This window comes from Pseudomonas sp. 1L-B-1-E-C1 (genome assembly GCF_057291835.1).
On the sequence record NZ_JBXAWN010000009.1, the window covers coordinates 270,833 to 296,811 of the forward strand.

Consider the following 25,979-nt stretch of genomic DNA (forward strand, 5'->3'; position numbering starts at 1 on the left):
CATGTTCAGCCCGAGCTTTTGCCCGAAATGCGGTGGCCCTGACCTCGGTCAGCAGACGCCGCCGGGCGATACGCACGAGCGCCTGATGTGCCGCGGCTGCGGTTATATCCACTACGTCAATCCGAAGATCATTGCCGGCTGCATCATCGAGCAGGACGGCAAATACCTCTTGTGCCAACGTGCGATCCCCCCGCGCCCGGGCACCTGGACGCTGCCGGCCGGCTTCATGGAAAGCTTTGAGACCACCGAGCAGGCGGCGCTGCGTGAAGTCTGGGAAGAAAGCGGCGTGCGCGCGGAAATCGTCTCGCCGTATTCGATCTTCAGCGTGCCGAAGATCAGCGAGGTGTACATCATCTTCCGCGCCATCGCCCTGGAGATCACCGGGCAGTACGGGCCGGAGACCATGGATTACAAGTTCTTTGCCCCGGAAGAGATTCCCTGGGAGCAGATCTACTACCCGGCGATCCGGCAGATTCTCGAGCGCTATATCGAAGAGCGCCAGGCCGGGGTGTACGGGATTTACATGGGTAATGACGACAGCGGCAAAATCCATTTCATGCGCTGATTTCCATCATTGCACTACCCTTGTAGGAGCTGCCGAAGGCTGCGATCTTTTGACTTTGACTTTAAAAGCAAAATCAAAAGATCGCAGCCTTCGGCAGCTCCTACATGGGGCTAGCGGTTTTTCCTAGTTCGGGGCAATGCCTTCAACGATGATGATCTCCGCCCTCGCCCATTCCTCGCGGTAACTCTTCGCTTCCTGATACGCCGCCGAGCGGTAGCACGCCACGGCCTGTTCGTAGCTCTCGAACTCGATGATCACCGTGCGCTGCGGCGTCTGCCGCCCTTCCAGCGCTTCGCTGCGCCCGCCTCTGGCGAGAAACTTGCCGCCGAATGCGGCTATCGCCTGCGGGGTGCGCTGGGTGTATTGGCTGTAGTGCTCGGCATCGGTTATATCCACGTGTGCAATCCAGTACGCCTTCATAGTGACCTCTTTGTTGATTTTGTATTATGGTATACCAATATATTTCCAACGAACCCTGAGAGTCCAGCATGGCCTTCAACAGCATCGAAGAAATCATCGAAGATTATCGCCTCGGCAAAATGGTCCTGCTGGTCGATGACGAAGACCGCGAGAATGAAGGCGACCTGCTGCTGGCCGCCGATCGTTGCACGCCGGAGGCGATCAGCTTCATGGCCCGCGAAGCGCGCGGGCTGATCTGCCTGACCCTCACCGACGAACATTGCCAGCGTCTGGGCCTGGAGCAAATGGTACCCGCCAACGGCAGCGTGTTCAGCACTGCGTTTACCGTGTCGATCGAAGCGGCGGTTGGCGTAACCACCGGCATCTCTGCGGCGGATCGTGCCTGCACCGTTGCCGCCGCCGTCGCGCCGAATGCCCGCGCCGAAGACCTGGTGCAGCCCGGTCACATCTTCCCGTTGCGCGCCAAGGAAGGTGGCGTGCTGACCCGCGCCGGGCATACCGAGGCCGGCTGCGATCTGGCGCGGCTGGCCGGTTTCACCCCGGCCTCGGTGATCGTCGAAGTGATGAACGACGACGGCACCATGGCCCGCCGCCCGGATCTGGAGCAGTTCGCACGCAAACACGGGATCAGGATCGGCACCATCGCCGACCTGATCCACTATCGCCTGAGCACCGAGCACACCATCGAACGCATCGGCGAACGTGAACTGCCGACGGTGCATGGCACGTTCCGTTTGATCACTTTCGAAGACCGCATTGAAGGCGGCGTGCACATGGCGATGGTCATGGGCGACCTGCGCCGTGAAGAGCCAACGCTGGTGCGCGTGCACGTGATCGATCCGCTGCGCGATCTGGTCGGCGCCGAGTACAGCGGACCGACGAACTGGACGCTGTGGGCGGCGCTGCAACGGGTCGCGGCTGAAGGTCATGGGGTTGTAGTGGTGCTGGCCAACCATGAATCGTCGCAGGCGCTGCTGGAGCGCGTGCCGCAACTGACACAGCCGCCGAGGCAGTTCAGCCGTTCGCAGTCGCGGATCTATTCCGAAGTCGGGACCGGGGCGCAGATTCTGCAGAATCTGGGGGTTGGCAAGCTGCGGCACCTCGGGCCACCGCTGAAATATGCGGGGTTGACCGGGTATGACCTGGAGGTGGTTGAGAGTATTCCGTTCACTGAATGACGCCACCCTCACCCCAGCCCTCTCCCGGAGGGAGAGGGAGCCGACCGAGTTGTCTGCCCGCTATACATTGACCTGAGATACCGAGTCGAACTCAATTTTGAAAAGCCCCCAATCGGCCCCCTCTCCCTCGGGAGAGGGCTGGGGTGAGGGGCTGGGATCTGACATCCACAAAGATCCCAAGCCGAATCCATTGAAAAAACCGCCCGGCCAGATAACCGGTAAGGCAAAGTGCTTGCACAAAGTTTGGAATACCATAATATGATATTCCATAGACCGGACGACCTGAAAAACCGTCCAGCTACTGCTCCCGACAGGCGGGCAACAACGCAAGGCCCGCTCAAAAACACAACAATGAGGGCGTGAACATGGTGTTGAACAAAGCTGCGACCGCGATCTTTTTCGCGGGACTGCTCAGCGTTACCGGCCAGGCTGCAATGGCCGCCGAAAGCGTGAATTTTGTCAGCTGGGGCGGTAGCACCCAGGATGCGCAGAAACAGGCCTGGGCCGATCCGTTCAGCAAGGCCAGCGGCATCACCGTCGTCCAGGACGGGCCGACCGACTACGGCAAACTCAAGGCCATGGTCGAGAGCGGCAACGTGCAATGGGATGTGGTCGATGTCGAAGCCGATTTCGCCCTGCGCGCCGCTGCCGAAGGCCTGCTCGAACCCCTCGATTTCAAAGTCATCCAGCGCGACAGGATCGACCCGCGCTTCGTCAGCGATCACGGCGTCGGTTCGTTCTTCTTCTCGTTTGTCCTCGGCTACAACGAAGGCAAGCTCGGCGCCAACAAGCCGCAGGACTGGAGCGCGCTGTTCGACACCAAGACCTACCCGGGCAAACGCGCTCTGTACAAATGGCCAAGCCCCGGCGTGCTCGAACTGGCGCTGCTGGCCGACGGCGTCACGGCTGACAAGCTCTACCCGCTCGACCTCGACCGCGCCTTCAAAAAACTCGACACCATCAAGAAAGACATCGTCTGGTGGGGCGGCGGCGCGCAGTCGCAGCAATTGCTGGCGTCCGGCGAAGCGAGCATGGGCCAGTTCTGGAACGGTCGCGTCCACGCTTTGCAAGAAGACGGCGCACCGGTTGGCGTGAGCTGGAAGCAGAACCTGGTCATGGCCGACATTCTGGTCATCCCCAAAGGCTCGAAGAACAAGGACGCGGCGATGAAATTCCTCGCCAACGCCAGCAGCGCCAAGGGCCAGGCCGATTTCTCTAATCTGACCGCCTACGCCCCGGTCAACCTCGACAGTGTGGAGCGTCTGGATTCGACGCTGGCGCCCAACCTGCCGACAGCCTACGCCAAGGAACAGATCACCCTTGATTTCGCTTACTGGGCCAAGAACGGTCCGGCTATCGCGACACGGTGGAACGAATGGCTGGTCAAATGAAAATCGCGGCCACTGCGCCCCGTCCCTCCACTGCCACCGGGAGCGCCGCTGGCGCTTCCGGCTCGGCCTTCAAGCAACGCTGGCGCGGCGCCGGCAACCTCGTCCCGGCGCTGTTGTTCCTCGGCCTGTTCTTTCTCGCGCCGTTGATCGGCCTGCTGTTGCGCGGTGTGCTGGAACCTGTGCCTGGCCTGGGCAACTACGAACAGTTGTTCGCCAACTCGGCCTATGCGCGAGTGCTGCTCAACACTTTTTCGGTGGCCGGACTGGTGACGCTGTTCAGCGTGCTGCTGGGCTTTCCGCTGGCCTGGGCGATCACCCTGGTGCCGCGCGGCTGGGGGCGCTGGATCCTCAACATCGTGCTGCTGTCGATGTGGACCAGCCTGCTCGCGCGCACCTATTCGTGGCTGGTGCTGTTGCAAGCCTCGGGGGTGATCAACAAGGCGCTGTTGGCCATGGGCATCATCGATCAGCCGCTGGAAATGGTGCACAACCTGACCGGCGTGGTGATCGGCATGAGCTACATCATGATCCCGTTCATCGTGCTGCCGCTGCAGGCGACCATGCAGGCCATCGACCCGATGATCCTGCAGGCCGGCTCTATCTGCGGCGCCAGTCCGTGGACCAACTTCTTCCGGGTGTTCCTGCCGCTGTGCCGGCCGGGTCTGGCGTCCGGCGGTTTGATGGTGTTCGTGATGTCGCTCGGTTACTACGTCACCCCGGCGCTGCTCGGCGGGGCGCAGAACATGATGCTGCCGGAGTTCATCATTCAGCAGGTGCAATCTTTCCTCAACTGGGGCCTGGCCAGTGCCGGCGCTGCGTTGCTGATCGCCATCACCCTGGTGCTGTTCTACTTCTACCTGAAGCTTCAGCCGGAATCTCCGGTTGGCGCCAGTAACGCGAGGTAAGCCGACATGCTCCTGACTCCCAATGCCATGAGCCGGCGCATGCGCTTCGGCTTGTATGCAACCACCGGGCTGATCGGTCTGTTCCTGCTGCTGCCGATCGTGTTCATCGTGCTGCTGTCGTTCGGCTCCTCGCAGTGGCTGGTGTTCCCGCCGCCGGGCTGGACACTGAAATGGTACGGCCAGTTCTTCTCCAACCCCGACTGGATGAACGCCGCTGCCGCCAGCCTCAAGGTTGCCGTGCTGACCACCATTTGTGCCGTGGCCCTGGGTTTGCCGACGGCGTTTGCGCTGGTGCGCGGACGCTTCCCCGGCCGCGAGATGCTCTACGGCCTGTTCACCCTGCCGATGATCGTGCCACTGGTGATCATTGCTGTGGCGGTGTACGCGCTGTTTCTCAAGCTCGGCTACACCGGGACCATGTTCGCTTTCGTCGTCAGCCATGTGATCGTCGCGCTGCCGTTCACCATCATTTCGATCATCAACTCGCTGAAGCTGTTCGATCAGTCGATTGAAGACGCCGCGGTGATTTGCGGTGCCTCGCGCTTGCAGGCGGTGTTCAAGGTGACGTTCCCGGCGATTCGCCCGGGCATGGTCGCCGGCGCCCTCTTCGCCTTTCTCGTTTCGTGGGACGAAGTGGTGCTCAGCGTGATGATGGCCAGCCCGACCCTGCAAACCCTTCCCGTGAAAATGTGGACCACCCTGCGCCAGGACCTGACCCCGGTGATCGCCGTCGCTTCGACGCTGCTGATCGGCCTGTCGGTATTGGTCATGGTGATCGCCGCCGCCCTGCGCCGGCGCAACGAAATCAGCGCCTGAGCGCCCAGGAGTACGACATGAGTGCCGTGATCAAAAACGCATCCCAGCAGAACGACAAACCCCTGGTCAGCCTGCGCAACCTGAACAAGCACTACGGCGATTTTGCGGCCGTCGACAATATCTCGCTGGACATCAAGGACGGTGAATTCCTCACCTTCCTCGGCTCCAGCGGCTCGGGAAAAAGCACGACGCTGTCGATGCTCGCCGGCTTTGAAACACCGAGCAGCGGCGAGATCCTCGTCAATGGCCAGTCGTTGGTCAATGTGCCGCCGCACAAGCGCGACATCGGCATGGTCTTCCAGCGCTATTCACTGTTCCCGCATCTGTCGGTGCGCGACAACATCGCCTTCCCTTTGGCGATTCGCAAACTGGCTGCGGCCGAGCGCGAAAAACGCGTCGATGCAATGTTGAAACTGGTGCAGCTCGAACAGTTCGCCCATCGCCGCCCTTCGCAACTGTCCGGTGGTCAGCAACAGCGTGTCGCCATCGCCCGGGCGCTGGTGTACGAGCCGCGCATTCTGCTGATGGATGAACCGTTGGGCGCGCTGGACAAGAAGCTGCGCGAGGACTTGCAGGATGAATTGCGCCAATTGCACCGGCGCCTGGGCATCACCATCGTTTACGTGACCCACGACCAGGAAGAAGCCATGCGTCTGTCGCAGCGCATTGCGATTTTCAGCCACGGCAAGATCGTCGGTCTGGGCAGTGGTTATGACCTCTATCAGAATCCGCCGAATGCGTTTGTCGCGTCGTTTCTGGGCAATTCGAACTTCCTCAAGCTCAAGGCCCAAGGTAATGCGGCAGCGAGTTTCGAGGGGCAATCATTGTCGATTCGGCTGACGTCCGGGTTGCACACTGATCAGGATGTGCTGCTGATGGTGCGGCCGGAAAAGGCCTTGGCGCTGAGCACGCAGCAAGCGCTGGATGAGCCGCTGGCGGCAGGCTGGAATGAGGTTTCGGCGAACGTTGTAGAGGTGCTGTTTCTCGGTGAGAGCCAGACGTGCAGCGTGGTGACGGCGGGCGGGACGTCGATGACGGTGAAAGCCCTGTCGGCAGCGGGCATGCCGCTCAAGGCTGGCGAACCGGTGCGAGTGCGCTGGGCGACGGCGGATGCCTGTGTTTATACCGAGTGGGCTGAGAGCGATTTGAACAAGGCTGCCGGGGCTCACTAAAATTTTCAATCCACTGAAATTCCCCTGTGGGAGCGAGCCTGCTCGCGAATGCGGTGTGTCATTCAACATTAATGGTGACTGACACACCGCATTCGCGAGCAGGCTCGCTCCCACAGGTTCGGGATTGTTCAATTGATCGGGGAATACCCTTCAATCTCATCCGGCCAAGCCGTCAGCACTTCAAACCCGCTCTCCGTCACCGCGACCATATGCTCCCACTGCGCCGACAATGAGCCGTCCTTGGTCAGCACGGTCCAGCCATCCGGCATGTTCTTCACATGGCGCTTGCCGGCATTGAGCATCGGTTCCACGGTGAAAATCATCCCGGCCTTGAGCTTCAGTCCCTGACCGGGAAAGCCGTAATGCAGGATTTGCGGTTCATCGTGATAGACCTTGCCGATGCCGTGACCGCAATACTCGCGGACCACGCTGAAGCCCTCCGCCTCCGCCAGGCGCTGGATCGCGTGACCGATATCGCCCAGCGTCGCGCCCGGTTTCACCGCACGAATCCCCGCGCACATCGCCTCGTAGGTGGTCTTGATCAGGTGCTGCGCTTCGGCGGTCGCCTCACCCACCACGTACATACGGCTGGTATCACCGAACCAGCCGTCCTTGATCACGGCGATGTCGAGGTTGACGATGTCGCCGTCCTTCAACGGCGAGCCCGACGGAATCCCGTGACACACCACATCGTTGACCGATGCACAGACGGTTTTCGGGAAACCGTGATAACCGACGTTGGCCGGCACCGCCTTCTGCACATTGACGATGTAATCGTTGCATAGTCGGTCGAGCTCATCGGTGGTCACGCCAGCCTTCACATGCGGCACCAGCATTGCCAGCACTTCGGCAGCCAGTTTGCCGGCGGCGCGGGATTTTTCGATGTCGGCCGGGGTGTTGATCCTGATCTGGTTTCTCATGCGCTGACGGCTTCCTGGGTCAGTTGATGCAGATCCAGTCCGCCGTTCTGTTCGGCGCGGATCAGCAGGCGGCAAATGGCGCTGTGGTCGAGGTTGGGGTGCAGTTCGGCGAGCATGCCGATGCGCATCCAGTGCTCGGCCTGCGCGTTGATCGAGCGACTGAGTGCGTTGCTGGAGATGCGCAGATTTTCGTGCATGTCCTCTGAAATCTTTACGATGCCCATATATGAATCCAATACGATATGTATATGGTTCGTATACTAGCCAAACATTGCCCACGATTGCAAACGCTCCGCCATGGAAACACGGCAGATTCGGCTCCCCTTCAGCGGCCTGATCGACTAACATGCCCGCGCCGGTTTCCACACGGAATTAACAGGGAATCCGAAATGCTTGCACAGCATCAATCGGAACTGCCCCCGCAACTGTAGGTGCCGAGCCTGCTCCTCGACTGCCACTGGTTAACCCCGGGAAGGCTGGAGCATGGCGATGACGCATCAGTCAGGAGACCTGCCGGCACAGTGACTGACTAACCGGCGGGGTGTCCGGGAAGGACATCGTGCCGTGCGCATTTTCCCCGTGCCGGCCTTGCGCAATTTCCACGACCGCGCCCGAGGTGTGTTTCCAGACCGTACCCGCCCGCTCCCGTACGGTTCCCCTGGAGACTGCCCCATGCTGCTGCCCCGCGTTGCCACCCTGCTCACCGGTCTGAGCCTTTGCGCCCTCGCGCAAGCGGCGCCGACCGCGTATCCGCTCACCGTGGAAAACTGCGGCAGCAGCCTGACCTTTCAACACGCACCCACTCGCACGGTAACTATCGGCCAGGCCGGCACCGAGATGCTCTACGCCTTGGGTCTGGGCGACAAGGTCGTCGGCACTTCGCTGTGGTTCAACGACGTGCTGGGCACATACAAAGCGCAAAACAATACGATCGAGCGCCTCGCCGATAACGAGCCGAGTTTCGAAGCGGTGATCGGCAAACGCCCGGAGCTGGTTGCCGTCGAGCTGGAATGGATGGTCGGCCCGCAAGGCGCGGTCGGCACCCGCGAGCAGTTCCATGAACTGAAGATTCCGACCTACCTGCTGCCCTCCGATTGCGAAGCCAAGGATAACCTCGTCGGTGCGGACGGCACGCGGCTGGCGCCGTTTCGCATCGACAGCATCTACAAAGGCGTAAGCCAACTGGCGGCGATTTTCGACGTGCAGGTGCGTGGCGAACAGCTCAATGAGCAGCTCAAGGCCAGCCTCGCGCAATCGATCGCCACCGCGAAAAACCAGCAGCGCAAAGACGTCAGCGCCCTGGTGTGGTTCTCCAGCGCCGAGATGGACATCGAGCCGTTCGTGGCCGGGCACAAAGGTGTTCCCGATTTCATGCTCAGCACCCTCGGCGTGCGCAACATCGTCGAGTCGGATGAAGAATGGCCGACCGTTGGTTGGGAAACCATCGCCAAGGCCAACCCGACGTTCCTGGTCATCGCGCGCATGGATCGCCGGCGTTTCCCGGCGGACGATTATCAGAAGAAACTCGCATTCCTGCGCAGTGATCCGGTGACGCGCAACATGGACGCGGTCAAGCACAACCGCATCATCATCCTCGACGCCATGGCCATGCAGGCCAGCCTGCGCACCTTCGATGGCCTCGCGCAACTGGCTAGCGCCATCAACGGCTACGACCTGTCGCAATGAGCAGACGCCTGATCCGTGCCCTGCTGGTTCTGTTGACGCTGTCGGCCGCGCTGCTCGGCGGCGTGGCCATTGGTGAGACTTCAATCGAGCCGAGCGTGGTGTTGCAGGTGCTGGCGAACAAGCTCTGGGGTGGCGGTTATGTGCTCGACCCGATCGACGAAGGCATCGTCTGGAACTATCGCCTGACCCGCGCGCTGGTCGCGGCGGCCTGTGGTGCCGGCTTGGCGACGTGCGGGGTAATCCTGCAATCGCTGCTGCGCAATCCGTTGGCCGATCCGTATCTGCTGGGGATTTCCGCGGGAGCCTCGACCGGCGCGGTGATGGTCGCCCTGCTCGGCGTCGGCGCCGGAGCGATCTCGCTGTCGGCCGGTGCCTTTGCCGGTGCGGTGACTGCATTCGTACTGGTGATTCTGTTGGCGCGGGTCAGCGGCTCGGCGAGCGGCACCGGGCAGATCATTCTTGCCGGGATCGCCGGCTCGCAGCTGTTCAACGCCCTCACCGCTTTTCTGATCACCCGCTCGGCCAGTTCGGAACAGGCGCGCGGCATCATGTTCTGGCTGTTGGGCAATCTCGGTGGTGTGCGCTGGCCGTCGGTGTGGCTGGCGGTGCCGGTAGCGCTGCTGGGTCTGGTGGTGTGCCTGTGGCATCGCCGGGCGCTGGATGCGTTCACCTTTGGCGCGGATTCGGCGGCCTCTCTCGGCATTCCGGTACGCCGTGTGCAGATTCTATTGATTGGCTGCGCCGCGCTGGTCACGGCGGTGATGGTGTCGATCGTCGGCTCGATCGGTTTCGTCGGCCTGGTGATTCCTCACGCCGCGCGGTTGTTGCTCGGCACAGGTCATGCGCGCCTGCTGCCGGCCAGTGCGCTGGGCGGCGCGGTGTTTCTGATTGCCGCCGATGTGCTGTCGCGCACCCTGATCAAGGGTCAGGTGATTCCGGTCGGCGTGATCACCGCGCTGGTCGGCGCACCGGTGTTCGCGCTGATTCTGGTGGGTCGGAGATCGGCGCGATGAACCCGGTTCTGAGTTGTGCTGGTGTGGGCTTCAAGGTGCGTGGTGCCGAGTTGCTCAATGATGTCAGTCTCGATGTGCAGCGCGGCGAAACCCTCGGTATCGTTGGCCCGAACGGCTCCGGCAAATCCACTTTGCTGAAACTGCTCGCCGGCCTGCGTGAACCGAGCACAGGCCAAGTGCAGCTCGACGGCCAGGCGCTTTGCAAATTGTCCCGGCGCAGCATCGCGCAAACGCTCGCCGTGGTTGAACAGCAGGCCGATACCGACGATGGCATCCGCGTGTTCGACGCCGTGGCGCTCGGGCGCACGCCGTGGTTGTCGGCGCTGCAACCGTGGTCGCCGGCCGATGACGCCATCGTCGAGCAAGCGCTGGTCGACGTCGACGCCGTGCATCTGCGCAACCGCCTCTGGCGCAGCCTCTCCGGCGGTGAACGCCAGCGCGTGCACATCGCCCGCGCCTTGGCGCAGCGCCCGCAGATTCTGCTGCTCGACGAACCGGCCAACCACCTCGACATCCAGCATCAATTGAGCATTCTGCAAGTGGTGCGCGCACTGCCGGTGACTACGCTGATCGCCCTGCACGACCTCAATCAGGCACTCAAGTGCGATCGCCTGGCGGTGCTGGAACGCGGGCGGCTGGTGGCATTGGGCGAGCCGCTGCAAGTGCTGACGCCGGAGCGCTTACAAACGACCTTCGGGGTCAGGGCGCACTATCTGACGGATCCGTTCGATGGTGCGCAGATATTGCGTTTTCATTCATGAACGATTGCATGTGCGTGGTCTGCCAGACCGGGTCCTTATCGACCTGAACAATGGCGAAACCCTGGCGCTGCCAGAACTCGATGGCGCCCGGCAGAAACGGATGGGTGTGCAGGTAGATCAGCTCCACGCCGTTGGCCAGCGCGTGTTCCTTCAACGCTCGATACAGCGCGCCTGCAAGACCCGAGCGGCGCTGAGAAGGCAGGACGAACAGGCGCACGACTTCCACCACTTTCAGGGTGGGATAGGCGAGTTCCGGGAAGCGTCGGTCGTAGGGCAAATAACCGATCGAGGCGACGATCTGCCCTGCATGACGAGCGATCAGAAAGCAGCCTGCGCCGTGCAGATAAACCTCGGCGAAACGCGCCAGATCGTCAGGCGTGCCGGAGGCGCTGAGTTTGGGAAACAGCTCGGCGCGGGCCTTGAGGGTGAAATCGAGGATGGCCGGGATGTCGGCTTCAGAGGCGGCTTGAATGACTGGCTGCGGGTCCATGGGTGCGGGAGGTACCTGGGTTGCGGTGGGTCACGGTAACAATTGCCCTTTCAAGATGCCATGGGCAAACCTGCCCTCGAATCATGTACAAGAACCTGTGGGAGCGAGCCTGCTCGCGAAGGCGTCAGGTCATTCGACATTGATGTCGATTGACACACCGCTTTCGCGAGCAGGCTCGCTCCCACAGGGGTTATGTATTTCAAGACCGTAAAATCAGGCCCACTCTTTGCGCAGTTGCCGCGCGGCTGTGACCATGTGCACCAACGCCGCTTCGGTTTCTGGCCAGGCACGGGTTTTCAGGCCGCAATCCGGATTGACCCACAGACGCTCAGCCGGAATGCGCCGGGCAGCTTTGCGCAGCAGCCCGACCATCTCCGCCACATCTGGAATGCGTGGCGAGTGAATGTCGTACACGCCCGGGCCGATGTCGTTCGGGTAGGCGAACGCTTCAAATGCCTCGAGCAGTTCCATGTCCGACCGTGAGGTTTCGATGGTGATGACATCGGCGTCCATCGCCGCGATCGACTCGATCACATCGTTGAACTCGCTGTAGCACATGTGCGTATGGATCTGCGTCTCGTCGCGCACGCCGGAGGCGCACAGGCGGAACGCTTCGCTCGCCCAGTGCAGATACGCCGGCCACTGCGCCCGGCGTAACGGCAAGCCCTCACGGAACGCCGCTTCGTCGATCTGCACGATGTTGATTCCGGCGGCTTCCAGATCATTGACTTCATCACGGATCGCCAGCGCCAGTTGTCGTGCCTGGACCTCACGGCTGACGTCTTCGCGAGGGAACGACCACATGAGCATGGTCACCGGACCGGTCAGCATGCCTTTCATGATCTTGTCGGTCAGGCTTTGGGCGTAGCGGATCCACTCGACCGTCATTGCTTGCGGGCGGCTCAGGTCGCCGAAAATCACCGCCGGTTTCACGCAACGCGAACCGTAGCTCTGCACCCAGCCGAAGCGGGTAAAAGCGTAGCCATCGAGTTGTTCGGCGAAATACTCGACCATGTCGTTACGCTCAGCCTCACCGTGCACCAGCACATCCAGCCCGAGGCGCTCCTGAATTTCCACCGCGTGGCGGATTTCGCTGTGCATGGCGTCGGTGTAATCTGCCGCGCTGAGCTTGCCCTGCTTGTAGGCCTGACGCGCCAGACGAATCGCCGCCGTTTGCGGAAACGAGCCAATGGTGGTGGTCGGGAACAGCGGCAGATCAAGCTTGCGTCGCTGTTTGGCAATGCGCTGGGCAAACGGCGATTGACGTTGCGCATCGTAGGCCGTGATCGCCGCTACCCGTGCTTGCACCGCCGGTTTGTGAATGCGCGGCGAGGCGGCGCGACTGGTCTGCACCGCACGGCTCTGCGCCAATGCGCGCAGCACCTGCGGCGCTTCCGGCTCGCTGACCGCCTGGGCGAGCACGGCGACCTCTTCGCACTTCTGCACGGCAAACGCCAGCCAGCTTTTCAGTTCGGCATCGAGCTGGTCTTCACGACTCAGGTCCACCGGGCTGTGCAGCAACGAACAGGACGGCGCCACCCACAAACGATCACCCAGACGCTCATGGGCATGACGCAGCGTCGCCAGCGCGTTCTGCAGATCGCAGCGCCAGACGTTACGACCGTTGACCACACCGAGGGACAGCACTTTGTAGGCCGGCAGGCGATCCAGAATGGTCGGGTACTGATCCGGGGCGCGCACCAGATCGATGTGCAGGCCATCGACCGGCAGGTTCGCTGCCAGGCCGAGGTTTTCTTCCAGGCCACCAAAGTAGGTGGCGAGCAGTTTTTTCAGCGGATCGCGCTGGATCTGGTTGTAGGCGCGCTCGAAGGCATTCTTCCAGTCCTGCGGCAGATCGAGCACCAGGATCGGCTCATCGATCTGCACCCACTCCACGCCCAGTGCCGCCAGCCGCGCAAAGATCTGCCCGTACAGCGGCAGCAGGCGATCGAGCAAATCGAGCTTGTCGAAATCGGCGCCTTTGGTTTTGCCCAGCCACAGATAGGTCAACGGGCCGATGATCACCGGTTTGACGTTGTGCCCCAGCGCACGGGCTTCTTCGGTTTCTTCAAACAACTGCTCCCAACCCAGCTGGAACTGTTGATCAGCGCTGAATTCCGGCACGAGGTAGTGATAGTTGGTGTCGAACCACTTGGTCATCTCCTGAGCGGGAGCGCCGCCGCAGCAAGCGGTGCTGACACCCCGGGCCATGCTGAACAGGGTTTGCAGCGTAGCTTTGCCGTGGTGCGGGCGGAAGCGCTCGGGGATCACGCCGAACATCAGCGAGTGGGTCAGCACCTGGTCGTACCAGGCGAAATCGCCGACCGGCAGCAAGTCGATGCCGGCGTTTTTCTGCAGATCCCAATGGGCCTTGCGCAGCTCACGCCCGACCTCACGCAGGCCCGCTTCGTTCAGTTCTCCTTTCCAGAACGCCTCTTGCGCTTTCTTCAGTTCGCGGTCGCGACCGATGCGCGGAAATCCAAGGGAATGGGCCAGTGCCATGAGAACAACTCCAGGTGCTTATTCGATGGCGGCCATTGTCGGGAACGGCGCTTGATGAAACAAACTCAATCTATTCTTGATCATCACAAGTTCTACTCATGCAAGATTCCGCGCGCAGGTGCCGCCGAAGGCTGCGATCTTCAGGCTGCGGGACGCAGAGCGTCCCCGGCGGCATTCCCACGCAGAGCGTGGGAACGATCATAACTGCCACGCCCAGATCAAGCTTTTGTCGCGGCGAAGACGCCCTTTGAATACTCGATGACGCCTCGCTGTAAACACGTTCGAACTGTTCCGGCAGCTTGGCAAATTCGTTCTATCGTTAGATCCAAATGGCTGGATTTCTGAGGGATTAAAGGTTGCGAGGGAAGATGTCTGCGCCTAAGTTGCACGCGAGTCTTTTCCCCGCGATCGGAACGCGATCAACACCATAAAGAGGTGAAGAAATGTCGAAGGAATCACGCCCTGCCGTGCTTGGGCTGATAGGCAATACTCCGCTGGTTCAGGTCACCCGTTTTGATACCGGACCGTGCACGCTGTTTCTCAAACTCGAATCGCAGAATCCCGGCGGCTCGATCAAGGACCGCATCGGTCTGGCGATGATCGACGCCGCTGAACGTGACGGCCGCCTGCAACCGGGCGGCACGATTGTCGAGGCCACCGCCGGCAACACTGGCCTGGGTCTGGCACTGGTCGGCCGTGCCAAAGGCTATCGCGTGGTGCTGGTGGTGCCGGACAAGATGTCCACCGAGAAAGTCCTGCACTTGAAGGCCATGGGCGCCGAAGTGCACATCACCCGCTCCGATGTCGGCAAGGGTCATCCCGAGTATTACCAGGACGTCGCCGCGCGTTTGGCCAAGGATATTCCCGGGGCGTTTTTCGCCGATCAGTTCAATAATCCCGCCAACCCGCTGGCCCATGAATGCAGCACCGCGCCGGAGATCTGGGCGCAGACCGAACATGATCTGGACGCCATCGTCGTCGGTGTCGGTTCGGCCGGGACGCTTACCGGGCTGAGTCGTTTCTTCAAGCGCGTGCAACCGGATCTGGAAATGGTCCTCGCCGATCCGATAGGCTCGGTGATGGCGCAATACAGCCGCGACGGCACCTTGCCGACGCCCGGTTCGTGGGCGGTCGAGGGTATCGGCGAAGACTTCATTCCGTCGATTACCGACCTGTCCAGCGTGCGTCACGCCTATTCGATCAGCGATGCAGAAAGCTTCGATCACGCCCGCCAGTTGCTCAAGGCCGAGGGCATTCTCGGTGGCTCATCGACCGGCACCCTGTTCGCTGCCGCGCTGCGTTATTGCCGTGAACAGACCGAGCCGAAACGCGTGGTCAGTTTTGTCTGCGACACCGGCACGCGTTACCTGTCGAAGGTCTACAACGACCAGTGGATGACCGATCAAGGCCTGTTGCAACGCAAGGGCTACGGCGATTTGCGCGACTTGATCGCCCGGCGTTTCGAGGACGGCCGGGTGATCAGCGTCGGCCCTGACGACACCCTGCTCACCGCGTTCCAGCGCATGCGTCTGGCGGATGTTTCGCAACTGCCGGTGCTGATCGAAGGCAAGCAACTGGTGGGCGTGATCGACGAGTCCGACATCCTGCTCGGCGTGCATGAAGACGCCGCCCGCTTCAGCCAGTCGGTGTCCAGCGTGATGACCGACAAACTGCAAACCCTCGCCCCGGCTGCGACCCTGGCCGAGCTGGAAGCGGTGCTCAGCCGCGGCCTCGTTGCGATCATCGCCGACGCCTCCGGCTTCCATGGCCTGATCACCCGCACCGACATGCTCAACCAATTACGGAGATCCCTTGCATGAGTCAGCACGACGATAAATCCCAAGGCTTCGCCACCCGGGTGATCCACGCCGGGCAGGAGCCGGACCCGACCACCGGCGCGCTGATGCCGCCGATCTACGCTAACTCCACCTACCTGCAAGACAGCCCCGGCGTGCACAAGGGTTTCGACTACGGCCGCTCGCACAACCCGACGCGCTTCGCCCTGGAACGCTGTGTCGCCGACCTCGAAGGCGGCACCCGCGCATTCGCCTTCGCCTCAGGGCTGGCGGCGATTTCCACGGTGCTGGAATTACTCGATGCCGGCTCGCACATCGTCTCCGGTAACGACTTGTACGGCGGCACGTTCCGCCTGTTCGACAAGGTCCGCCAGCGCAGCGCCGGGCATCGCTTCAGCTTCGTCGATCTGGCCGACCTGTCGGCGTTCGAAGCCTCGCTGCAGGACGACACGCGCATGGTCATGGTCGAAACCCCGACCAATCCGCTGCTGAGTCTGTCGGACCTGGCCGGAATCGCGCGCATCTGCCGCGCTCGCGGGATCATCTGCGTCGCCGACAACACCTTCGCCAGCCCGTACATCCAGCGTCCGCTCGAGTTGGGTTTCGACATCGTCCTGCACTCGACCACCAAATACCTCAACGGCCACTCCGACGTGATTGGTGGCATCGCCGTGGTCGGGCAGAACGCCGAACTGGCGGAAAAACTCGGTTTCCTGCAAAACGCCGTCGGCGCGATTTCCGGACCGTTCGATGCGTTCCTGACCTTGCGCGGGGTGAAAACCCTGGCGCTGCGCATGGAGCGCCATTGCAGCAACGCCCTGGATCTGGCGCAGTGGCTCGAGCAGCAACCGCAGGTCAAGCGCGTCTACTATCCGGGCCTGACGTCGCATCCGCAGCATGAACTGGCCAAGCGGCAGATGCGCGGTTTCGGCGGAATGATTTCCGTCGACCTGAACAGCGATCTCGCCGGCGCACGGCGCTTTCTCGAGAACGTGAAGATCTTTGCGTTGGCGGAAAGTCTGGGCGGTGTGGAAAGCCTGATCGAACATCCGGCGATCATGACGCATGCGACGATTCCACCGGAAACCCGCGCGAAGCTGGGGATTGGCAATGGGCTGGTGCGGCTGTCGGTCGGGGTTGAAGACGTCGAAGATTTGCGCGCTGACCTGGCGCACGCACTGGCGAAAATCTAGAACCCCAAAAACCACCAGGCCCGCATGACGCGGGCTTGGTGCTTAGAGAGGTTTACAGGGCATTCTCGACCGCTTCGCCTTGTCGATCACGCAGGCCGCGTAATGTCGCGCGCAACTCGGCCGGGCGTACCGGTTTCGACAGAATGGCAATCTGCCGATCGTGCAGGGCAGCCTGAATCCTTTCGACGTCGTGGCCGGTGATGATCATTGCCGGCACTGCCCAACCGCGCTGCCTGCGCACCTCATCGATGCACTCGATGCCGGTAGCGTGAGTACCGAGGTCATAGTCGGCGACGATGATGTCGCAGTCAGTCACCAGATTCTCCGCCGACCACTCGGCCTGCACCACACAGCCCCAGCGCTCGAGCAACGCCGAAGTCGCCAGCAGCACGTTGCGGTCATCCTCCACCAGGCACACCTTCAGCCCTGTCAACAATCCGACCTGCCGCGCTTCACCGCGAACGACCAGTGACTGCGGCGCCGCCACGATCGGCACACCCGCAAGGGTCACAGCAGTGCCGCGCCCCAACTGTGAACGCAGAGCAACTTGCACATCGATCAGTTCACCAAGACGCTTGATGATCGACAGGCCCAGCCCTACGCCTTCAACGTCTTTGTCCCGCACTTGCCGAACCCTATAAAACTCCTCGAAGACCTTGTGCAGATGCTCTTGGGCAATACCATTGCCGCAGTCATAAACAACAATGGCCAGCCCTGCCCCGCGTTTACGCACGCCGATCAACACTGGCCGCTGCGCGCCGTATTTGAAGCAGTTGGAGAGCACGTTCTGCACCATGGTCGCCAGCAGCGCCGGGTCGGTTCTGACCCAGTAGTTGCACGGTCGCAGCCGCAGCTCGACACCCGCCCAACGCGCCGCTTCCTGATGTTGGCGGATCAGGTCCGCGAGCCATTCGCCGAGATTCAGCGTTTGCCATTTCGCCTCGACCCGGCCGTTATCCAGCGTATAAAGATCGAGAATCGAACGGAACAACTGCGAGACGTTAAGCAGCGAGCGGTCGATGTTATCGACCAGCCGCCGCTCGTCATCGCCCAAACGCGACTCGCGAAGACAGGCAGTGAACAAGCCGATGGAATGAATCGGCTGACGCAAATCGTGGCTGGCCTGCGCGAGGAAGCGCGATTTCTCCAGATTCGCCGCCACCGCTTCTTCCGACGCCTTGCGCGTGCGCTCCAATAGCAAGTGCGCATAAAACGGGATCACCGTGCTGGTGATCAGCAGCATCAAAACCATGAACGGCTGCGCCTGCCAATAGGGCGTCAGGCGATAGACCACCAGCAGCGCCAGCAATGCAAGGCCGGTGGCAATCGCCAGATAGCGCGAGCCGTAGCGCATGCCGTTGCCGAGATTGACCCAGACCATCACCGCGTACAGAGGCAGCGCCGCCTCGCCGCCAATCACCAGACCAAAACAGGTGCCGGTGTAATCGTGGACCATGGCGAAAATCCGTCGCGCCGGATAATGCCCCGGCCAGCGCGCAATGGCCTGGCGGAACACGATCGAGGCGAGCAGAAACAGGACAATGTAAGTGATGACCGGCAGGTACGTATCGAATCGATGCCCCGGCAGAAAACCCAGCACCACCATGTACACCACCGCAATGGCGGCGATGATGATGCGTAGGTTGGCCTGGTCGAGTTCGGTGTTTTTCTCAAACTTCATGGTAAACGTCCTTGTGCAGCGATCGTCAGTTTCGGAAGCAGCCTACAGGCAACCTTCGCGTCCGATGCTAAGGTGCAGGCCTTGAATCACGCCTGACCCAGGGAGGGTCACGTCATGACATGCCGGATCATCATAGCCGACGATCACCCACTGTTTCGCGAGGCGATGTTGCGCACGGTCCTGCGTCTGCTGCCCGACGCAATTGTCGAAGAGGCCGGCGACTTCGACGCCGTGCTCGCGCTGCTGGCAGTGGGCACCGAACCCGATACGCTGATGCTCGATCTGCGTTTTCCCGGGCTGACCTGCATAAGCCAGCTCGCCGACTTGCGCCAACGATTGCCGCGCACCACGTTGATCGTGGTGTCGATGGTCGATGACCAGACGCTGATCAGTGAGGTCATGGCGGCGGGCATTGACGGCTTCATCGGCAAGAACATTGCGCCAGATGAAATCGGTCAGGCGATTCTGGCAATCCGTGAAGGCGAGGTGCTGGTGAAGTCGGCGCCGTCCGGCTTGTTGCCGCTGGAAACCGCAACGACGCTGACGCCGCGTCAACAGGACGTGCTGCGGTTGATCGCGCAAGGCAAGACCAACAAGGAAATCGCCCGTGAACTGGACATTTCGCCGTTCACGGTGCGCATCCATGTGTCTTCGTTGTTGCGCACGCTGGACGTGCCGACGCGAGCCGCAGCGGCGGTCAAGTACTCGGGGCTGTGAAGGGTTTTACGGGTCGACCTGCGCCATCAGATCCGGCACCGACTCCGGGCGCTTGGCATAGCGCTGGGCCAATACCGCGCAGACCATCAGCTGAATCTGATGGAACAGCATCAGCGGCAGAATCAGCACGCCGATGGTGCTACCTGCAAACAGTACCTGCGCCATCGGCACACCGGTGGCCAGGCTCTTTTTCGAGCCGCAGAACAGAATGGTGATGCGGTCTTCCTGGTTGAAACCGAATGCCTTGCCCAACAGCGTCGAGGCCACCAGCACCAGCGCCAGCAGAATGCAGCAGACCGCCACCAGCCCGAGCAACTCGAACAACGGAATCTGCTGCCAGATGCCTTCGTTGACCGCTTCGCTGAATGCGCCGTAAACCACCAGCAGAATCGAACCCTGATCAACGAATTTCAGCCAGTTCTTGTTGCGCCCTACCCACGCGCCGATCCAGCGGCGGGCGATCTGCCCGGCGATAAATGGCAGCAGCAACTGCACGCTGATTTTCACGATCGCTTCGAGGGTCGAACCGCCGTCGCCGTGGACGTTGAGCAGCAACGTCACCAGCAGTGGCGTGAGAAAAATCCCGAACAGGCTGGACGCCGCCGCGCTGCAGATGGCTGCCGGAATATTGCCCCGCGCCAGCGAAGTGAACGCGATGGCCGACTGCACCGTGGCTGGCAATGCGCAGAGGTAGAGCATGCCCATGTACAGCTGATCGCCGATCAGCGGTGACAGCAATGGCTTCAGCGCCAGACCGAGTATCGGAAACAACACGAAGGTCAGACCGAACACCAGCAGATGCAGACGCCAGTGGCCTGCGCCGGCAATGATCGATTCGCGCGACAGCTTGGCGCCGTGCAGGAAAAACAGCAGGGCGATGGCGATGTTCGTGAGCCAGCCGAAGCCGACCGCGACCTGGCCGCTGGCGGGCAGAAAGCTCGCCAGCACGACAACAGCGATCAAAGTCAGGGTGAAGTTATCGGGCAGAAAACGGGGGCGCGTCATGAGGTTCATCCGGGGGTTGCCAGTGCGTGCCGACGACTCTAACGTGACTGGCCATTACCGACTAACGCCGAAGAGCCACAAGATGCCGCCTAAAGGACATGCCAAGAGCGTTCGCCGCAGTGTTCCCGGGTTGCCCAGCCTGCCGCGTCCTGTGTATGGACGTACCGAATCACTGCCCAATCGCGCCCTCACCCGCCGTCATAGCCATCCGTGGGTGCAGTTGTCCTACGCGATTCAAGGCGTGCTCGAAGTGCAGACCAGCGCCGGGCGTTTCGTCGCGCCGCCGGAGCGTGCAGTGTGGATTCCGGCCGGCGTGCCGCACCGGGTGTTCAGCGCGCCACACACTGAAATGCGCAGCCTCTACATCGACAGCCGCGTCACCGGTTGGGCGGCCGAACATTGCCATGTACTCGGCGTCAGCGATCTGCTCAGGGAGTTGATCCGCGCTTTCAGTCTGGTCCCGGTGGAATATGACGAGAGCGGCCCTGACGGACGCCTGGCCCAGGTCATCCTCGACCAACTCGCGGACGCGCCGACCATCGACCTGATGCTGCCGCTGCCGCAAGACGCGCGCCTGAAGCAGATCTACCAGAGCCTGGAGCAACACCCGGAACAGCAGACCACCCTGAGCCACTGGAGCGAAAAATTCGGCGTCACCGAAAAGACTCTGACGCGGCTGTTTCAGCGCGACACCGGCCTGACCTTCCGCGCCTGGCGCCAACGCCTGCGCCTGCTCGGGGCGCTGACGCCTTTGGAAAAAGGTGAGCGTGTAACTGATGTTGCGCTGGCCTGCGGATACGACTCCACCTCGGCGTTCATCGCCGCGTTTCGTCAGCAGTTTGGTGAGACGCCGGGGGAGTTTTTTCGTTGAGAATCAATTGATGTGACAGTTCGGCAAGGGAGCGAATAGCACAACTCCAGAAACGCCACAACTGACAAGTCTGACAGTTGTCAGCGCAATCCATAAAGCCTAGCGTTTGACAGGAGCGCTTGCTGTTATTCCGCTCCACACACTGAAGACTAAGGAGCTATCAATGACTGAGATCGAACTCGCTGAACATGGACTTGACAGAGCTAAAACGCCTCTTTCCCGTCACAGTAAAGAATTCACGGAAGCAGAGTATTACAAAGTCGTTTTCTTACCCACATTCCCTCTGATCGAAGAATTCAAGCCTAACAAATACGTTTATGCCTCTCTGACTGAAAATAGCATCAGCGTCCTCGGGACCCATGATTCTGCCAATGATTTTTATCAGCTTTCCATTGTCATGCCTCGCGACGTTAAAAACGGCAGATATGATGTTGTCGAATCGGGCAATGGCGGAGTGAGTTGCACTGTGATCGCAGGAAACATTGGTTACTCTGGCAGGAATGGCACCGTCACCATTGAACAAGATAAAACTCGCCAGTCAATCAAGGCGACATTCGACTATGAATTTCTATACAAGAGACAAATCTACAGAGTGGAAAGCGGAAAACTGTTCCTGCTGGCAACAGGGCCTCTATGAGCAAGGCATGTTGTGCAGGTACCTCAGCGCCAGCACGTGACGCCGCCGCCAAGCGTTCGGATGCTTCGTTTTTAACGAACTGTTACGCAGAAATAAACGATTTTTCTTTGCCACAAATCAGTCGCTAGCATGGCCCTGTCTGACCCTGAGCAAATAAAAGACAGGAGAGCGTGCCATGCCTGCCACGAACATCAATATCGGCGAACCCTGGATGTGGGGCGCCTTCATCGTTTTCGTTCTGGCCATGCTGGCCCTGGACTTGTTTGTCTTCGGCGGGCGCAAGGCGCACCGGGTGTCGGTGCGGGAAGCACTGGCCTGGGTGGTTGCCTGGTGCCTGTTGGCGCTGAGTTTTGCCGGTCTGCTCTGGTGGTACCTGCACGGCGAATTCGGCGGTGAGATCGCTCGGCAGAAAACCCTGGAATTTCTCACCGGCTATCTGATCGAGCAGTCCCTGTCGATCGACAACATGTTCATCTTCGTGATGATCTTCAGCTACTTCGCGGTGCCACCGGAATTGCAACGACGAGTGCTGCTGTACGGCGTGCTGGGCGCGATTGTCATGCGCGCGATCATGATTTTCGCCGGTGTGTGGCTGGTGTCGCAGTTCGAATGGCTGCTATATGCCTTCGGTGTGTTCCTGATCATCACCGGGATCAAGATGCTGGTGTTCGCTGATCATCAACCGGATCTGGAAAAGAATCCGATACTGCGCTGGGTTCGCGGGCATATGCGCATCACCAGTGGCTTTCATGGCGAGCGGTTTTTCATCCTGCAGAACGGCGTGCGCTGGGCGACTCCGATGTTCCTCGTGCTGGTGCTGATCGAGGCCAGCGACCTGATGTTCGCGGTCGACAGCATCCCGGCGATCTTCGCCGTCACCACCGACCCGTTCATTGTGTTCACCTCGAACATCTTCGCGATCATGGGCCTGCGCGCGTTGTACTTCCTGCTGGCGGACATGGCTGATCGTTTTCATTTGCTCAAGTATGGGTTGGCGGTCGTGCTGGTGTTCATCGGCGGCAAGATGGTGCTGATGCCGTGGTTCCACATGCCGGTGGAATGGTCGCTGGCAATAGTCGGGTCGGTGATTCTCGGGTCGGTGCTGTTGAGCCTGGTGACTTCCCGCGAAGCTGAACGCCGCACGGAATGACAGCACCCAACCCCACTTGTGGGAGCGAGCCTGCTCGCGAATGCGCCGGATCATTCAACATCTGAGTTGAATGACACCCCGCTTTCGCGAGCAGGCTCGCTCCCACATTTGAAGTGCGGTGCTCTTATTTATCGGATTTGATACTGGTCCACACCCGCGTGCGCACGCGCTCCATTTTCTGCGGCAACGGTTGCACCACGTACAGGGTTTTCAACGCTTCGCTGGTCGGGGTCAGGTTGGGGTTGTCGGTAATGTCCTTGTTGACCAGTGGCATCGAGTCCTTGTTGGCGTTCGGATAGCCGAGGAAATCGCTGATCGGTGCGATCACTTTCGGATCGAGCAAGTGGTTGAGGAATTCGTGGGCCTCGGCAACGTTCTTCGCGCTCTTCGGAATGGCGAACGTATCGAACCAGATCGGTGCGCCCTCCTTTGGCAAACGCCAGTCGACCACCACGCCATTTCCCGCTTCTTTGGCGCGATTACCGAACTGATAAAAACTGCCGGAGTAACCGATCGCCACACAGATGTCGCCATTGGCGATGTCGGTCATGTACTTGGCCGAGTGGAAGTAGGTCACGTAGGGACGGATTTTCAGCATCAAGGCCTTGGCCTTTTCGTAGTCCGCCGGGTTCTGGCTGTTCGGATCCAGGCCGAGATAATGCAGGGCCAGCGGCAGGATCTCCGACGGCGAATCGAGCATCGCTACGCCGCAGGCCTTGAGCTTTTCCATGTTCTCGGGCTTGAACACCAGATCCCAGCTGTCTACCGGCGCATTGTCGCCCAGGGCAGCCTTGACCTTGGCCGGGTTGAAACCGATCAACACCGTGCCGTACATGTACGGCACGCCGTATTGGTTGCCGGGGTCGTTGGCATCGAGCAACTTGAGCAACGCCGGATCCTGATGCTGCCAGTTCGGCAGTTTCGACTTGTCGAGTTTCTGGAACACGCCGGCCTTGATCTGGGTGTCGAGGAACTGGTTGGACGGCACCACCAGGTCGTAACCGGAGTTGCCTGTCAGCAGTTTGGCTTCCAGCGATTCATTGGTGTCGAAGGTGTCCCAGGTCACTTTGATCTTGCTTTGCTCAGCGAAATCCTTGGGCACTGACGGCAGGACGTAATCCGCCCAGTTGTACACCCGCAGTTCGCGCTGCTCGGCCTGGACGGCGCTGGCCAGCAGCGTCAGCCCACATACAGTGGCGCCCAGAATGCGTTGGATCGTGACCATGGTTGTTTCCCCGAATGCGACGTGAGATCGATGGTTTTTATGTTCTTTACACGGCAGTGGCTGTAACGATAGCCGAGGGCAAAAAGGGTAAAGCGCGTTTGTTATGGCTTTGATTCTTGCTGACAGCGCAGCCGGATGACAGTAGACGGCGGGCCAAAAGGGGATCGATATGGCCAATGTCCGTGACCGCGGAAATGCGCAAACAAAAATGCCCGGCTCTGGGCCGGGCATTGCTGGATTGCGATTGCAGTCAGTCGGTATAGCCGAGTCTGGCCGCCCTGCTCTGCTGCACCTTCCCGCGAGTTGCCAGGCAGTAATACAGCGGCACAGTGACTACCAGGCCAACCAGCCATGACAGATCCGCACCTTCCACCAGATTGGCGTACGGCCCGACGTACATCGAGGTGTTGGCAAAAGGCAGTTGCACGATGATGCCGATGAAGTAGGCAATGATCGCGTGCAGGTTGAAGCGCCCGTAGATCCCGCCGTCAGCGCGGAAGATCGAGGTGATGTCGTAGTTGCCGCGCTTGATCAGATAGAAGTCGATCAGGTTGATCGAGGCCCACGGCACCAGCACCAGCAACAACGCCAGAATCAGCCCGATGAATTCGGAAATGAAATCCGCCGACGCACCGAGGGCGACCACGCAGCAACCGGCCAGGATCACGCTCGACAACACCACGCGCACCTTGATGCTCGGCGTCCATTGGCTGGCGAAGGTCTGGATGGAGGTGATGATCGACAACACCGCGCCATACAGATTCAGCGCGTTGTGGCTGATGATATTGAGCAGAAAAAGCACCATCAGAATCGGCCCCAGCCAACCGGTGGATTGCTTGACCGCCGCCATCGCTTCAGTGCCTTCCGGCGTCGCCAGCACCGCTACCGCGCCAAAGCTGAACGACAGAATCGTGCCCAGCGTCGCGCCCAGATAAGTCGCCCAGAACGGTTTGGCAATGCCGATATCCGCTGGCAGATAACGCGAGTAGTCGGACACGTAGGGTGAAAAGCTGATCTGCCAGATGATCCCCAGCGACACCGTCGCCAGCCAGCCCGAGAGGTTGAAACTGCCGCGCGTCAGGAAGTCCGCCGGCAAGTCATGGGCGAAGATGTAGATGAACCCGGCCAACAACGCACCGCCCATCACCCAAGTACCAATGCGATTGAGCGTGTGGATGAAGTTGTAGCCGATCACACCGATCGCGGTGGCGGCCAGCGCGCCGATCAGAATGCTCAGCGGTGCCGGCACCGACGGCGCAATGCCGACGATCGATTTGCCGGCCAGCACGATGTTGGAAATGAAGAAACCGATGTAGATGAGCGCCGCGAAGAACACGATCAGCAGCGCGCCATATCGGCCGAACTGGCCGCGACTCTGGACCATTTGCGGAATGCCCATGCGTGGGCCCTGGGCCGAGGCCAGCGCAATCACCACGCCGCCGATCATATGCCCCAACGCAATCGCTAGCAGCCCCCACAACAGATTGAGATGGAACACCTGAACCACCATGGCGCCGGTGACAATAGGCAGTGGCGCGATGTTGGTGCTGAACCACAGAGTGAACAGGTCGCGGGCCTTCCCGTGGCGTTCCGCGAGTGGGACGTAATCGACCGTATGATTCTCGATCAACGGATCTTGCCGGGACATCTGGGACATATGCGTGAACTCGAGTTTGTCTGTTTTTATCTTTGTATGAAGCCAAACCGGGAGGACTCTTGGGTCGCCCCTCAGATGCAGACCATATTATGGTATTCCAAGCTTTGCACAAGCCTGATCTGCTGAATCTGTCGCTCTCTGATCCGCTATCCTCGCTGATCCCGCCCCAGTCTCGCTAGCTGAAAGCCCCGTAAACACTGAGTTTCCGACGAAAGCCGTACGTTTATC

At 60.6% G+C, this 25,979-nt stretch carries 24 protein-coding genes and 1 riboswitch; of the genes, 15 read left to right on the forward strand and 9 right to left on the reverse strand.

Annotated elements, in window-relative coordinates:
- Position 1: 1 nt before the first annotated feature.
- A complete protein-coding gene (locus AC0Z4S_RS17645) occupies positions 2 to 565 on the forward strand; it encodes an NUDIX hydrolase (protein ID WP_016775015.1) in 564 nt (187 codons plus the stop codon).
- Positions 566 to 688: 123 nt separating this feature from the next.
- On the opposite strand, the gene AC0Z4S_RS17650 is transcribed toward AC0Z4S_RS17645, so the two are convergent.
- The gene (locus tag AC0Z4S_RS17650) at positions 689 to 985 is read right to left on the reverse strand and encodes a DUF1330 domain-containing protein (protein WP_485623940.1); all 297 of its coding nucleotides are present in this window, start codon (positions 983 to 985) and stop codon (positions 689 to 691) included.
- A 68-nt stretch (positions 986 to 1,053) separates the two neighbouring features.
- Here AC0Z4S_RS17650 and ribBA point away from each other — a divergent pair, with 68 nt between their 5' ends.
- The 5 genes from ribBA to AC0Z4S_RS17675 all read left to right on the forward strand — a co-directional run bounded on the left by ribBA (position 1,054) and on the right by AC0Z4S_RS17675 (position 6,447).
- Positions 1,054 to 2,163 carry a bifunctional 3,4-dihydroxy-2-butanone-4-phosphate synthase/GTP cyclohydrolase II gene (gene ribBA, locus AC0Z4S_RS17655; RefSeq protein WP_471878674.1) on the forward strand — a complete coding sequence of 370 codons (1,110 nt, stop codon included), beginning with the start codon at positions 1,054 to 1,056 and terminating at the stop codon, positions 2,161 to 2,163.
- A 365-nt stretch (positions 2,164 to 2,528) separates the two neighbouring features.
- Positions 2,529 to 3,554: an ABC transporter substrate-binding protein gene (locus AC0Z4S_RS17660; RefSeq protein ID WP_485623941.1), complete on the forward strand. Its 1,026-nt coding sequence runs from the start codon at positions 2,529 to 2,531 to the stop codon at positions 3,552 to 3,554.
- Entirely contained in the window at positions 3,551 to 4,459 is a 909-nt protein-coding gene (locus tag AC0Z4S_RS17665) for an ABC transporter permease (protein ID WP_485623988.1), read from the forward strand. The genes AC0Z4S_RS17660 and AC0Z4S_RS17665 overlap by 4 nt, the downstream gene beginning before the upstream one ends.
- 6 nt (positions 4,460 to 4,465) lie before the next feature.
- Positions 4,466 to 5,275: an ABC transporter permease gene (locus tag AC0Z4S_RS17670; RefSeq protein ID WP_007918021.1), complete on the forward strand. Its 810-nt coding sequence runs from the start codon at positions 4,466 to 4,468 to the stop codon at positions 5,273 to 5,275.
- A gap of 17 nt (positions 5,276 to 5,292) precedes the next feature.
- Positions 5,293 to 6,447, forward strand: a complete 1,155-nt coding sequence (locus tag AC0Z4S_RS17675) for an ABC transporter ATP-binding protein (RefSeq protein ID WP_485623942.1) — start codon at positions 5,293 to 5,295, stop codon at positions 6,445 to 6,447.
- Positions 6,448 to 6,575: 128 nt separating this feature from the next.
- On the opposite strand, the gene map is transcribed toward AC0Z4S_RS17675, so the two are convergent.
- Positions 6,576 to 7,367, reverse strand: a complete 792-nt coding sequence (gene map / locus AC0Z4S_RS17680; RefSeq protein ID WP_485623944.1) for a type I methionyl aminopeptidase — start codon at positions 7,365 to 7,367, stop codon at positions 6,576 to 6,578.
- Entirely contained in the window at positions 7,364 to 7,591 is a 228-nt protein-coding gene (locus tag AC0Z4S_RS17685) for a ParD-like family protein (protein WP_003225727.1), read from the reverse strand. Before AC0Z4S_RS17685 ends, map begins: the two co-directional genes overlap by 4 nt.
- Before the next feature lie 115 nt (positions 7,592 to 7,706).
- A riboswitch (cobalamin riboswitch) is annotated at positions 7,707 to 7,899 on the forward strand.
- A gap of 140 nt (positions 7,900 to 8,039) precedes the next feature.
- On the opposite strand from AC0Z4S_RS17685, the gene AC0Z4S_RS17690 reads away from it, so the two are divergent.
- From AC0Z4S_RS17690 to AC0Z4S_RS17700, 3 genes are read left to right on the forward strand one after another with little or no spacing between them, the layout of a single operon-like run.
- On the forward strand, positions 8,040 to 9,053 hold the full coding sequence (locus AC0Z4S_RS17690) for an ABC transporter substrate-binding protein (RefSeq protein WP_485623945.1): 1,014 nt from the start codon (positions 8,040 to 8,042) through the stop codon (positions 9,051 to 9,053).
- Complete coding sequence (locus AC0Z4S_RS17695; protein ID WP_485623947.1) at positions 9,050 to 10,066, forward strand: FecCD family ABC transporter permease; 1,017 nt, start codon at positions 9,050 to 9,052, stop codon at positions 10,064 to 10,066. Before AC0Z4S_RS17690 ends, AC0Z4S_RS17695 begins: the two co-directional genes overlap by 4 nt.
- On the forward strand, positions 10,063 to 10,827 hold the full coding sequence (locus tag AC0Z4S_RS17700; RefSeq protein WP_253502531.1) for an ABC transporter ATP-binding protein: 765 nt from the start codon (positions 10,063 to 10,065) through the stop codon (positions 10,825 to 10,827). Before AC0Z4S_RS17695 ends, AC0Z4S_RS17700 begins: the two co-directional genes overlap by 4 nt.
- Here the strand turns inward: AC0Z4S_RS17700 and AC0Z4S_RS17705 are convergent.
- Positions 10,766 to 11,317: a GNAT family N-acetyltransferase gene (locus tag AC0Z4S_RS17705; RefSeq protein ID WP_485623948.1), complete on the reverse strand. Its 552-nt coding sequence runs from the start codon at positions 11,315 to 11,317 to the stop codon at positions 10,766 to 10,768. The genes AC0Z4S_RS17700 and AC0Z4S_RS17705 overlap by 62 nt on opposite strands.
- A gap of 213 nt (positions 11,318 to 11,530) precedes the next feature.
- Complete coding sequence (gene metE, locus AC0Z4S_RS17710) at positions 11,531 to 13,819, reverse strand: 5-methyltetrahydropteroyltriglutamate--homocysteine S-methyltransferase (protein ID WP_485623949.1); 2,289 nt, start codon at positions 13,817 to 13,819, stop codon at positions 11,531 to 11,533.
- 443 nt (positions 13,820 to 14,262) lie between these two features.
- Here metE and AC0Z4S_RS17715 point away from each other — a divergent pair, with 443 nt between their 5' ends.
- Positions 14,263 to 15,639 carry a pyridoxal-phosphate dependent enzyme gene (locus AC0Z4S_RS17715; protein WP_485623950.1) on the forward strand — a complete coding sequence of 459 codons (1,377 nt, stop codon included), beginning with the start codon at positions 14,263 to 14,265 and terminating at the stop codon, positions 15,637 to 15,639.
- Positions 15,636 to 16,808: a cystathionine gamma-synthase gene (locus tag AC0Z4S_RS17720; protein ID WP_485623951.1), complete on the forward strand. Its 1,173-nt coding sequence runs from the start codon at positions 15,636 to 15,638 to the stop codon at positions 16,806 to 16,808. The genes AC0Z4S_RS17715 and AC0Z4S_RS17720 overlap by 4 nt, the downstream gene beginning before the upstream one ends.
- 52 nt (positions 16,809 to 16,860) lie before the next feature.
- Here AC0Z4S_RS17720 and AC0Z4S_RS17725 read toward each other — a convergent pair whose 3' ends face one another.
- Entirely contained in the window at positions 16,861 to 18,489 is a 1,629-nt protein-coding gene (locus AC0Z4S_RS17725) for an ATP-binding response regulator (RefSeq protein WP_485623952.1), read from the reverse strand.
- Between the two features lie 114 nt (positions 18,490 to 18,603).
- Between AC0Z4S_RS17725 and AC0Z4S_RS17730 the strand changes: the two genes are divergently transcribed.
- Positions 18,604 to 19,206, forward strand: coding sequence for a LuxR C-terminal-related transcriptional regulator (locus tag AC0Z4S_RS17730; RefSeq protein WP_485623953.1), 603 nt, complete (start codon positions 18,604 to 18,606; stop codon positions 19,204 to 19,206).
- A 6-nt stretch (positions 19,207 to 19,212) separates the two neighbouring features.
- On the opposite strand, the gene AC0Z4S_RS17735 is transcribed toward AC0Z4S_RS17730, so the two are convergent.
- Positions 19,213 to 20,211: a bile acid:sodium symporter family protein gene (locus tag AC0Z4S_RS17735; RefSeq protein ID WP_485623954.1), complete on the reverse strand. Its 999-nt coding sequence runs from the start codon at positions 20,209 to 20,211 to the stop codon at positions 19,213 to 19,215.
- A gap of 82 nt (positions 20,212 to 20,293) precedes the next feature.
- Here AC0Z4S_RS17735 and AC0Z4S_RS17740 point away from each other — a divergent pair, with 82 nt between their 5' ends.
- The 3 genes from AC0Z4S_RS17740 (at position 20,294) to AC0Z4S_RS17750 (ending at position 22,869) form a co-directional block, all read left to right on the forward strand.
- Positions 20,294 to 21,082, forward strand: coding sequence for an AraC family transcriptional regulator (locus AC0Z4S_RS17740; protein ID WP_485623989.1), 789 nt, complete (start codon positions 20,294 to 20,296; stop codon positions 21,080 to 21,082).
- A 163-nt stretch (positions 21,083 to 21,245) separates the two neighbouring features.
- Positions 21,246 to 21,719, forward strand: coding sequence for a hypothetical protein (locus tag AC0Z4S_RS17745; RefSeq protein WP_485623955.1), 474 nt, complete (start codon positions 21,246 to 21,248; stop codon positions 21,717 to 21,719).
- Between the two features lie 175 nt (positions 21,720 to 21,894).
- Positions 21,895 to 22,869 (forward strand): TerC family protein, encoded by a 975-nt coding sequence (locus tag AC0Z4S_RS17750; RefSeq protein WP_485623956.1) that lies wholly within the window; start codon positions 21,895 to 21,897, stop codon positions 22,867 to 22,869.
- Between the two features lie 124 nt (positions 22,870 to 22,993).
- Here AC0Z4S_RS17750 and AC0Z4S_RS17755 read toward each other — a convergent pair whose 3' ends face one another.
- The gene (locus tag AC0Z4S_RS17755; protein ID WP_471878689.1) at positions 22,994 to 24,094 is read right to left on the reverse strand and encodes a polyamine ABC transporter substrate-binding protein; all 1,101 of its coding nucleotides are present in this window, start codon (positions 24,092 to 24,094) and stop codon (positions 22,994 to 22,996) included.
- A gap of 250 nt (positions 24,095 to 24,344) precedes the next feature.
- Positions 24,345 to 25,751 (reverse strand): purine-cytosine permease family protein, encoded by a 1,407-nt coding sequence (locus AC0Z4S_RS17760; protein ID WP_485623957.1) that lies wholly within the window; start codon positions 25,749 to 25,751, stop codon positions 24,345 to 24,347.
- Between the last annotated feature and the right edge of the window lie 228 nt (positions 25,752 to 25,979).

Bases quoted from the DNA above. Each gene is read 5' to 3' on its own strand.
- AC0Z4S_RS17645 (WP_016775015.1), top strand. From the start codon at position 2: ATGTTCAGCCCGAGCTTTTGCCCGAAATGCGGTGGCCCTGACCTCGGT.
- AC0Z4S_RS17650 (WP_485623940.1), bottom strand. From the start codon at position 985: ATGAAGGCGTACTGGATTGCACACGTGGATATAACCGATGCCGAGCAC.
- ribBA (WP_471878674.1), top strand. From the start codon at position 1,054: ATGGCCTTCAACAGCATCGAAGAAATCATCGAAGATTATCGCCTCGGC.
- AC0Z4S_RS17660 (WP_485623941.1), top strand. From the start codon at position 2,529: ATGGTGTTGAACAAAGCTGCGACCGCGATCTTTTTCGCGGGACTGCTC.
- AC0Z4S_RS17665 (WP_485623988.1), top strand. From the start codon at position 3,551: ATGAAAATCGCGGCCACTGCGCCCCGTCCCTCCACTGCCACCGGGAGC.
- AC0Z4S_RS17670 (WP_007918021.1), top strand. From the start codon at position 4,466: ATGCTCCTGACTCCCAATGCCATGAGCCGGCGCATGCGCTTCGGCTTG.
- AC0Z4S_RS17675 (WP_485623942.1), top strand. From the start codon at position 5,293: ATGAGTGCCGTGATCAAAAACGCATCCCAGCAGAACGACAAACCCCTG.
- map (WP_485623944.1), bottom strand. From the start codon at position 7,367: ATGAGAAACCAGATCAGGATCAACACCCCGGCCGACATCGAAAAATCC.
- AC0Z4S_RS17685 (WP_003225727.1), bottom strand. From the start codon at position 7,591: ATGGGCATCGTAAAGATTTCAGAGGACATGCACGAAAATCTGCGCATC.
- AC0Z4S_RS17690 (WP_485623945.1), top strand. From the start codon at position 8,040: ATGCTGCTGCCCCGCGTTGCCACCCTGCTCACCGGTCTGAGCCTTTGC.
- AC0Z4S_RS17695 (WP_485623947.1), top strand. From the start codon at position 9,050: ATGAGCAGACGCCTGATCCGTGCCCTGCTGGTTCTGTTGACGCTGTCG.
- AC0Z4S_RS17700 (WP_253502531.1), top strand. From the start codon at position 10,063: ATGAACCCGGTTCTGAGTTGTGCTGGTGTGGGCTTCAAGGTGCGTGGT.
- AC0Z4S_RS17705 (WP_485623948.1), bottom strand. From the start codon at position 11,317: ATGGACCCGCAGCCAGTCATTCAAGCCGCCTCTGAAGCCGACATCCCG.
- metE (WP_485623949.1), bottom strand. From the start codon at position 13,819: ATGGCACTGGCCCATTCCCTTGGATTTCCGCGCATCGGTCGCGACCGC.
- AC0Z4S_RS17715 (WP_485623950.1), top strand. From the start codon at position 14,263: ATGTCGAAGGAATCACGCCCTGCCGTGCTTGGGCTGATAGGCAATACT.
- AC0Z4S_RS17720 (WP_485623951.1), top strand. From the start codon at position 15,636: ATGAGTCAGCACGACGATAAATCCCAAGGCTTCGCCACCCGGGTGATC.
- AC0Z4S_RS17725 (WP_485623952.1), bottom strand. From the start codon at position 18,489: ATGAAGTTTGAGAAAAACACCGAACTCGACCAGGCCAACCTACGCATC.
- AC0Z4S_RS17730 (WP_485623953.1), top strand. From the start codon at position 18,604: ATGACATGCCGGATCATCATAGCCGACGATCACCCACTGTTTCGCGAG.
- AC0Z4S_RS17735 (WP_485623954.1), bottom strand. From the start codon at position 20,211: ATGACGCGCCCCCGTTTTCTGCCCGATAACTTCACCCTGACTTTGATC.
- AC0Z4S_RS17740 (WP_485623989.1), top strand. From the start codon at position 20,294: ATGCCGCCTAAAGGACATGCCAAGAGCGTTCGCCGCAGTGTTCCCGGG.
- AC0Z4S_RS17745 (WP_485623955.1), top strand. From the start codon at position 21,246: ATGACTGAGATCGAACTCGCTGAACATGGACTTGACAGAGCTAAAACG.
- AC0Z4S_RS17750 (WP_485623956.1), top strand. From the start codon at position 21,895: ATGCCTGCCACGAACATCAATATCGGCGAACCCTGGATGTGGGGCGCC.
- AC0Z4S_RS17755 (WP_471878689.1), bottom strand. From the start codon at position 24,094: ATGGTCACGATCCAACGCATTCTGGGCGCCACTGTATGTGGGCTGACG.
- AC0Z4S_RS17760 (WP_485623957.1), bottom strand. From the start codon at position 25,751: ATGTCCCAGATGTCCCGGCAAGATCCGTTGATCGAGAATCATACGGTC.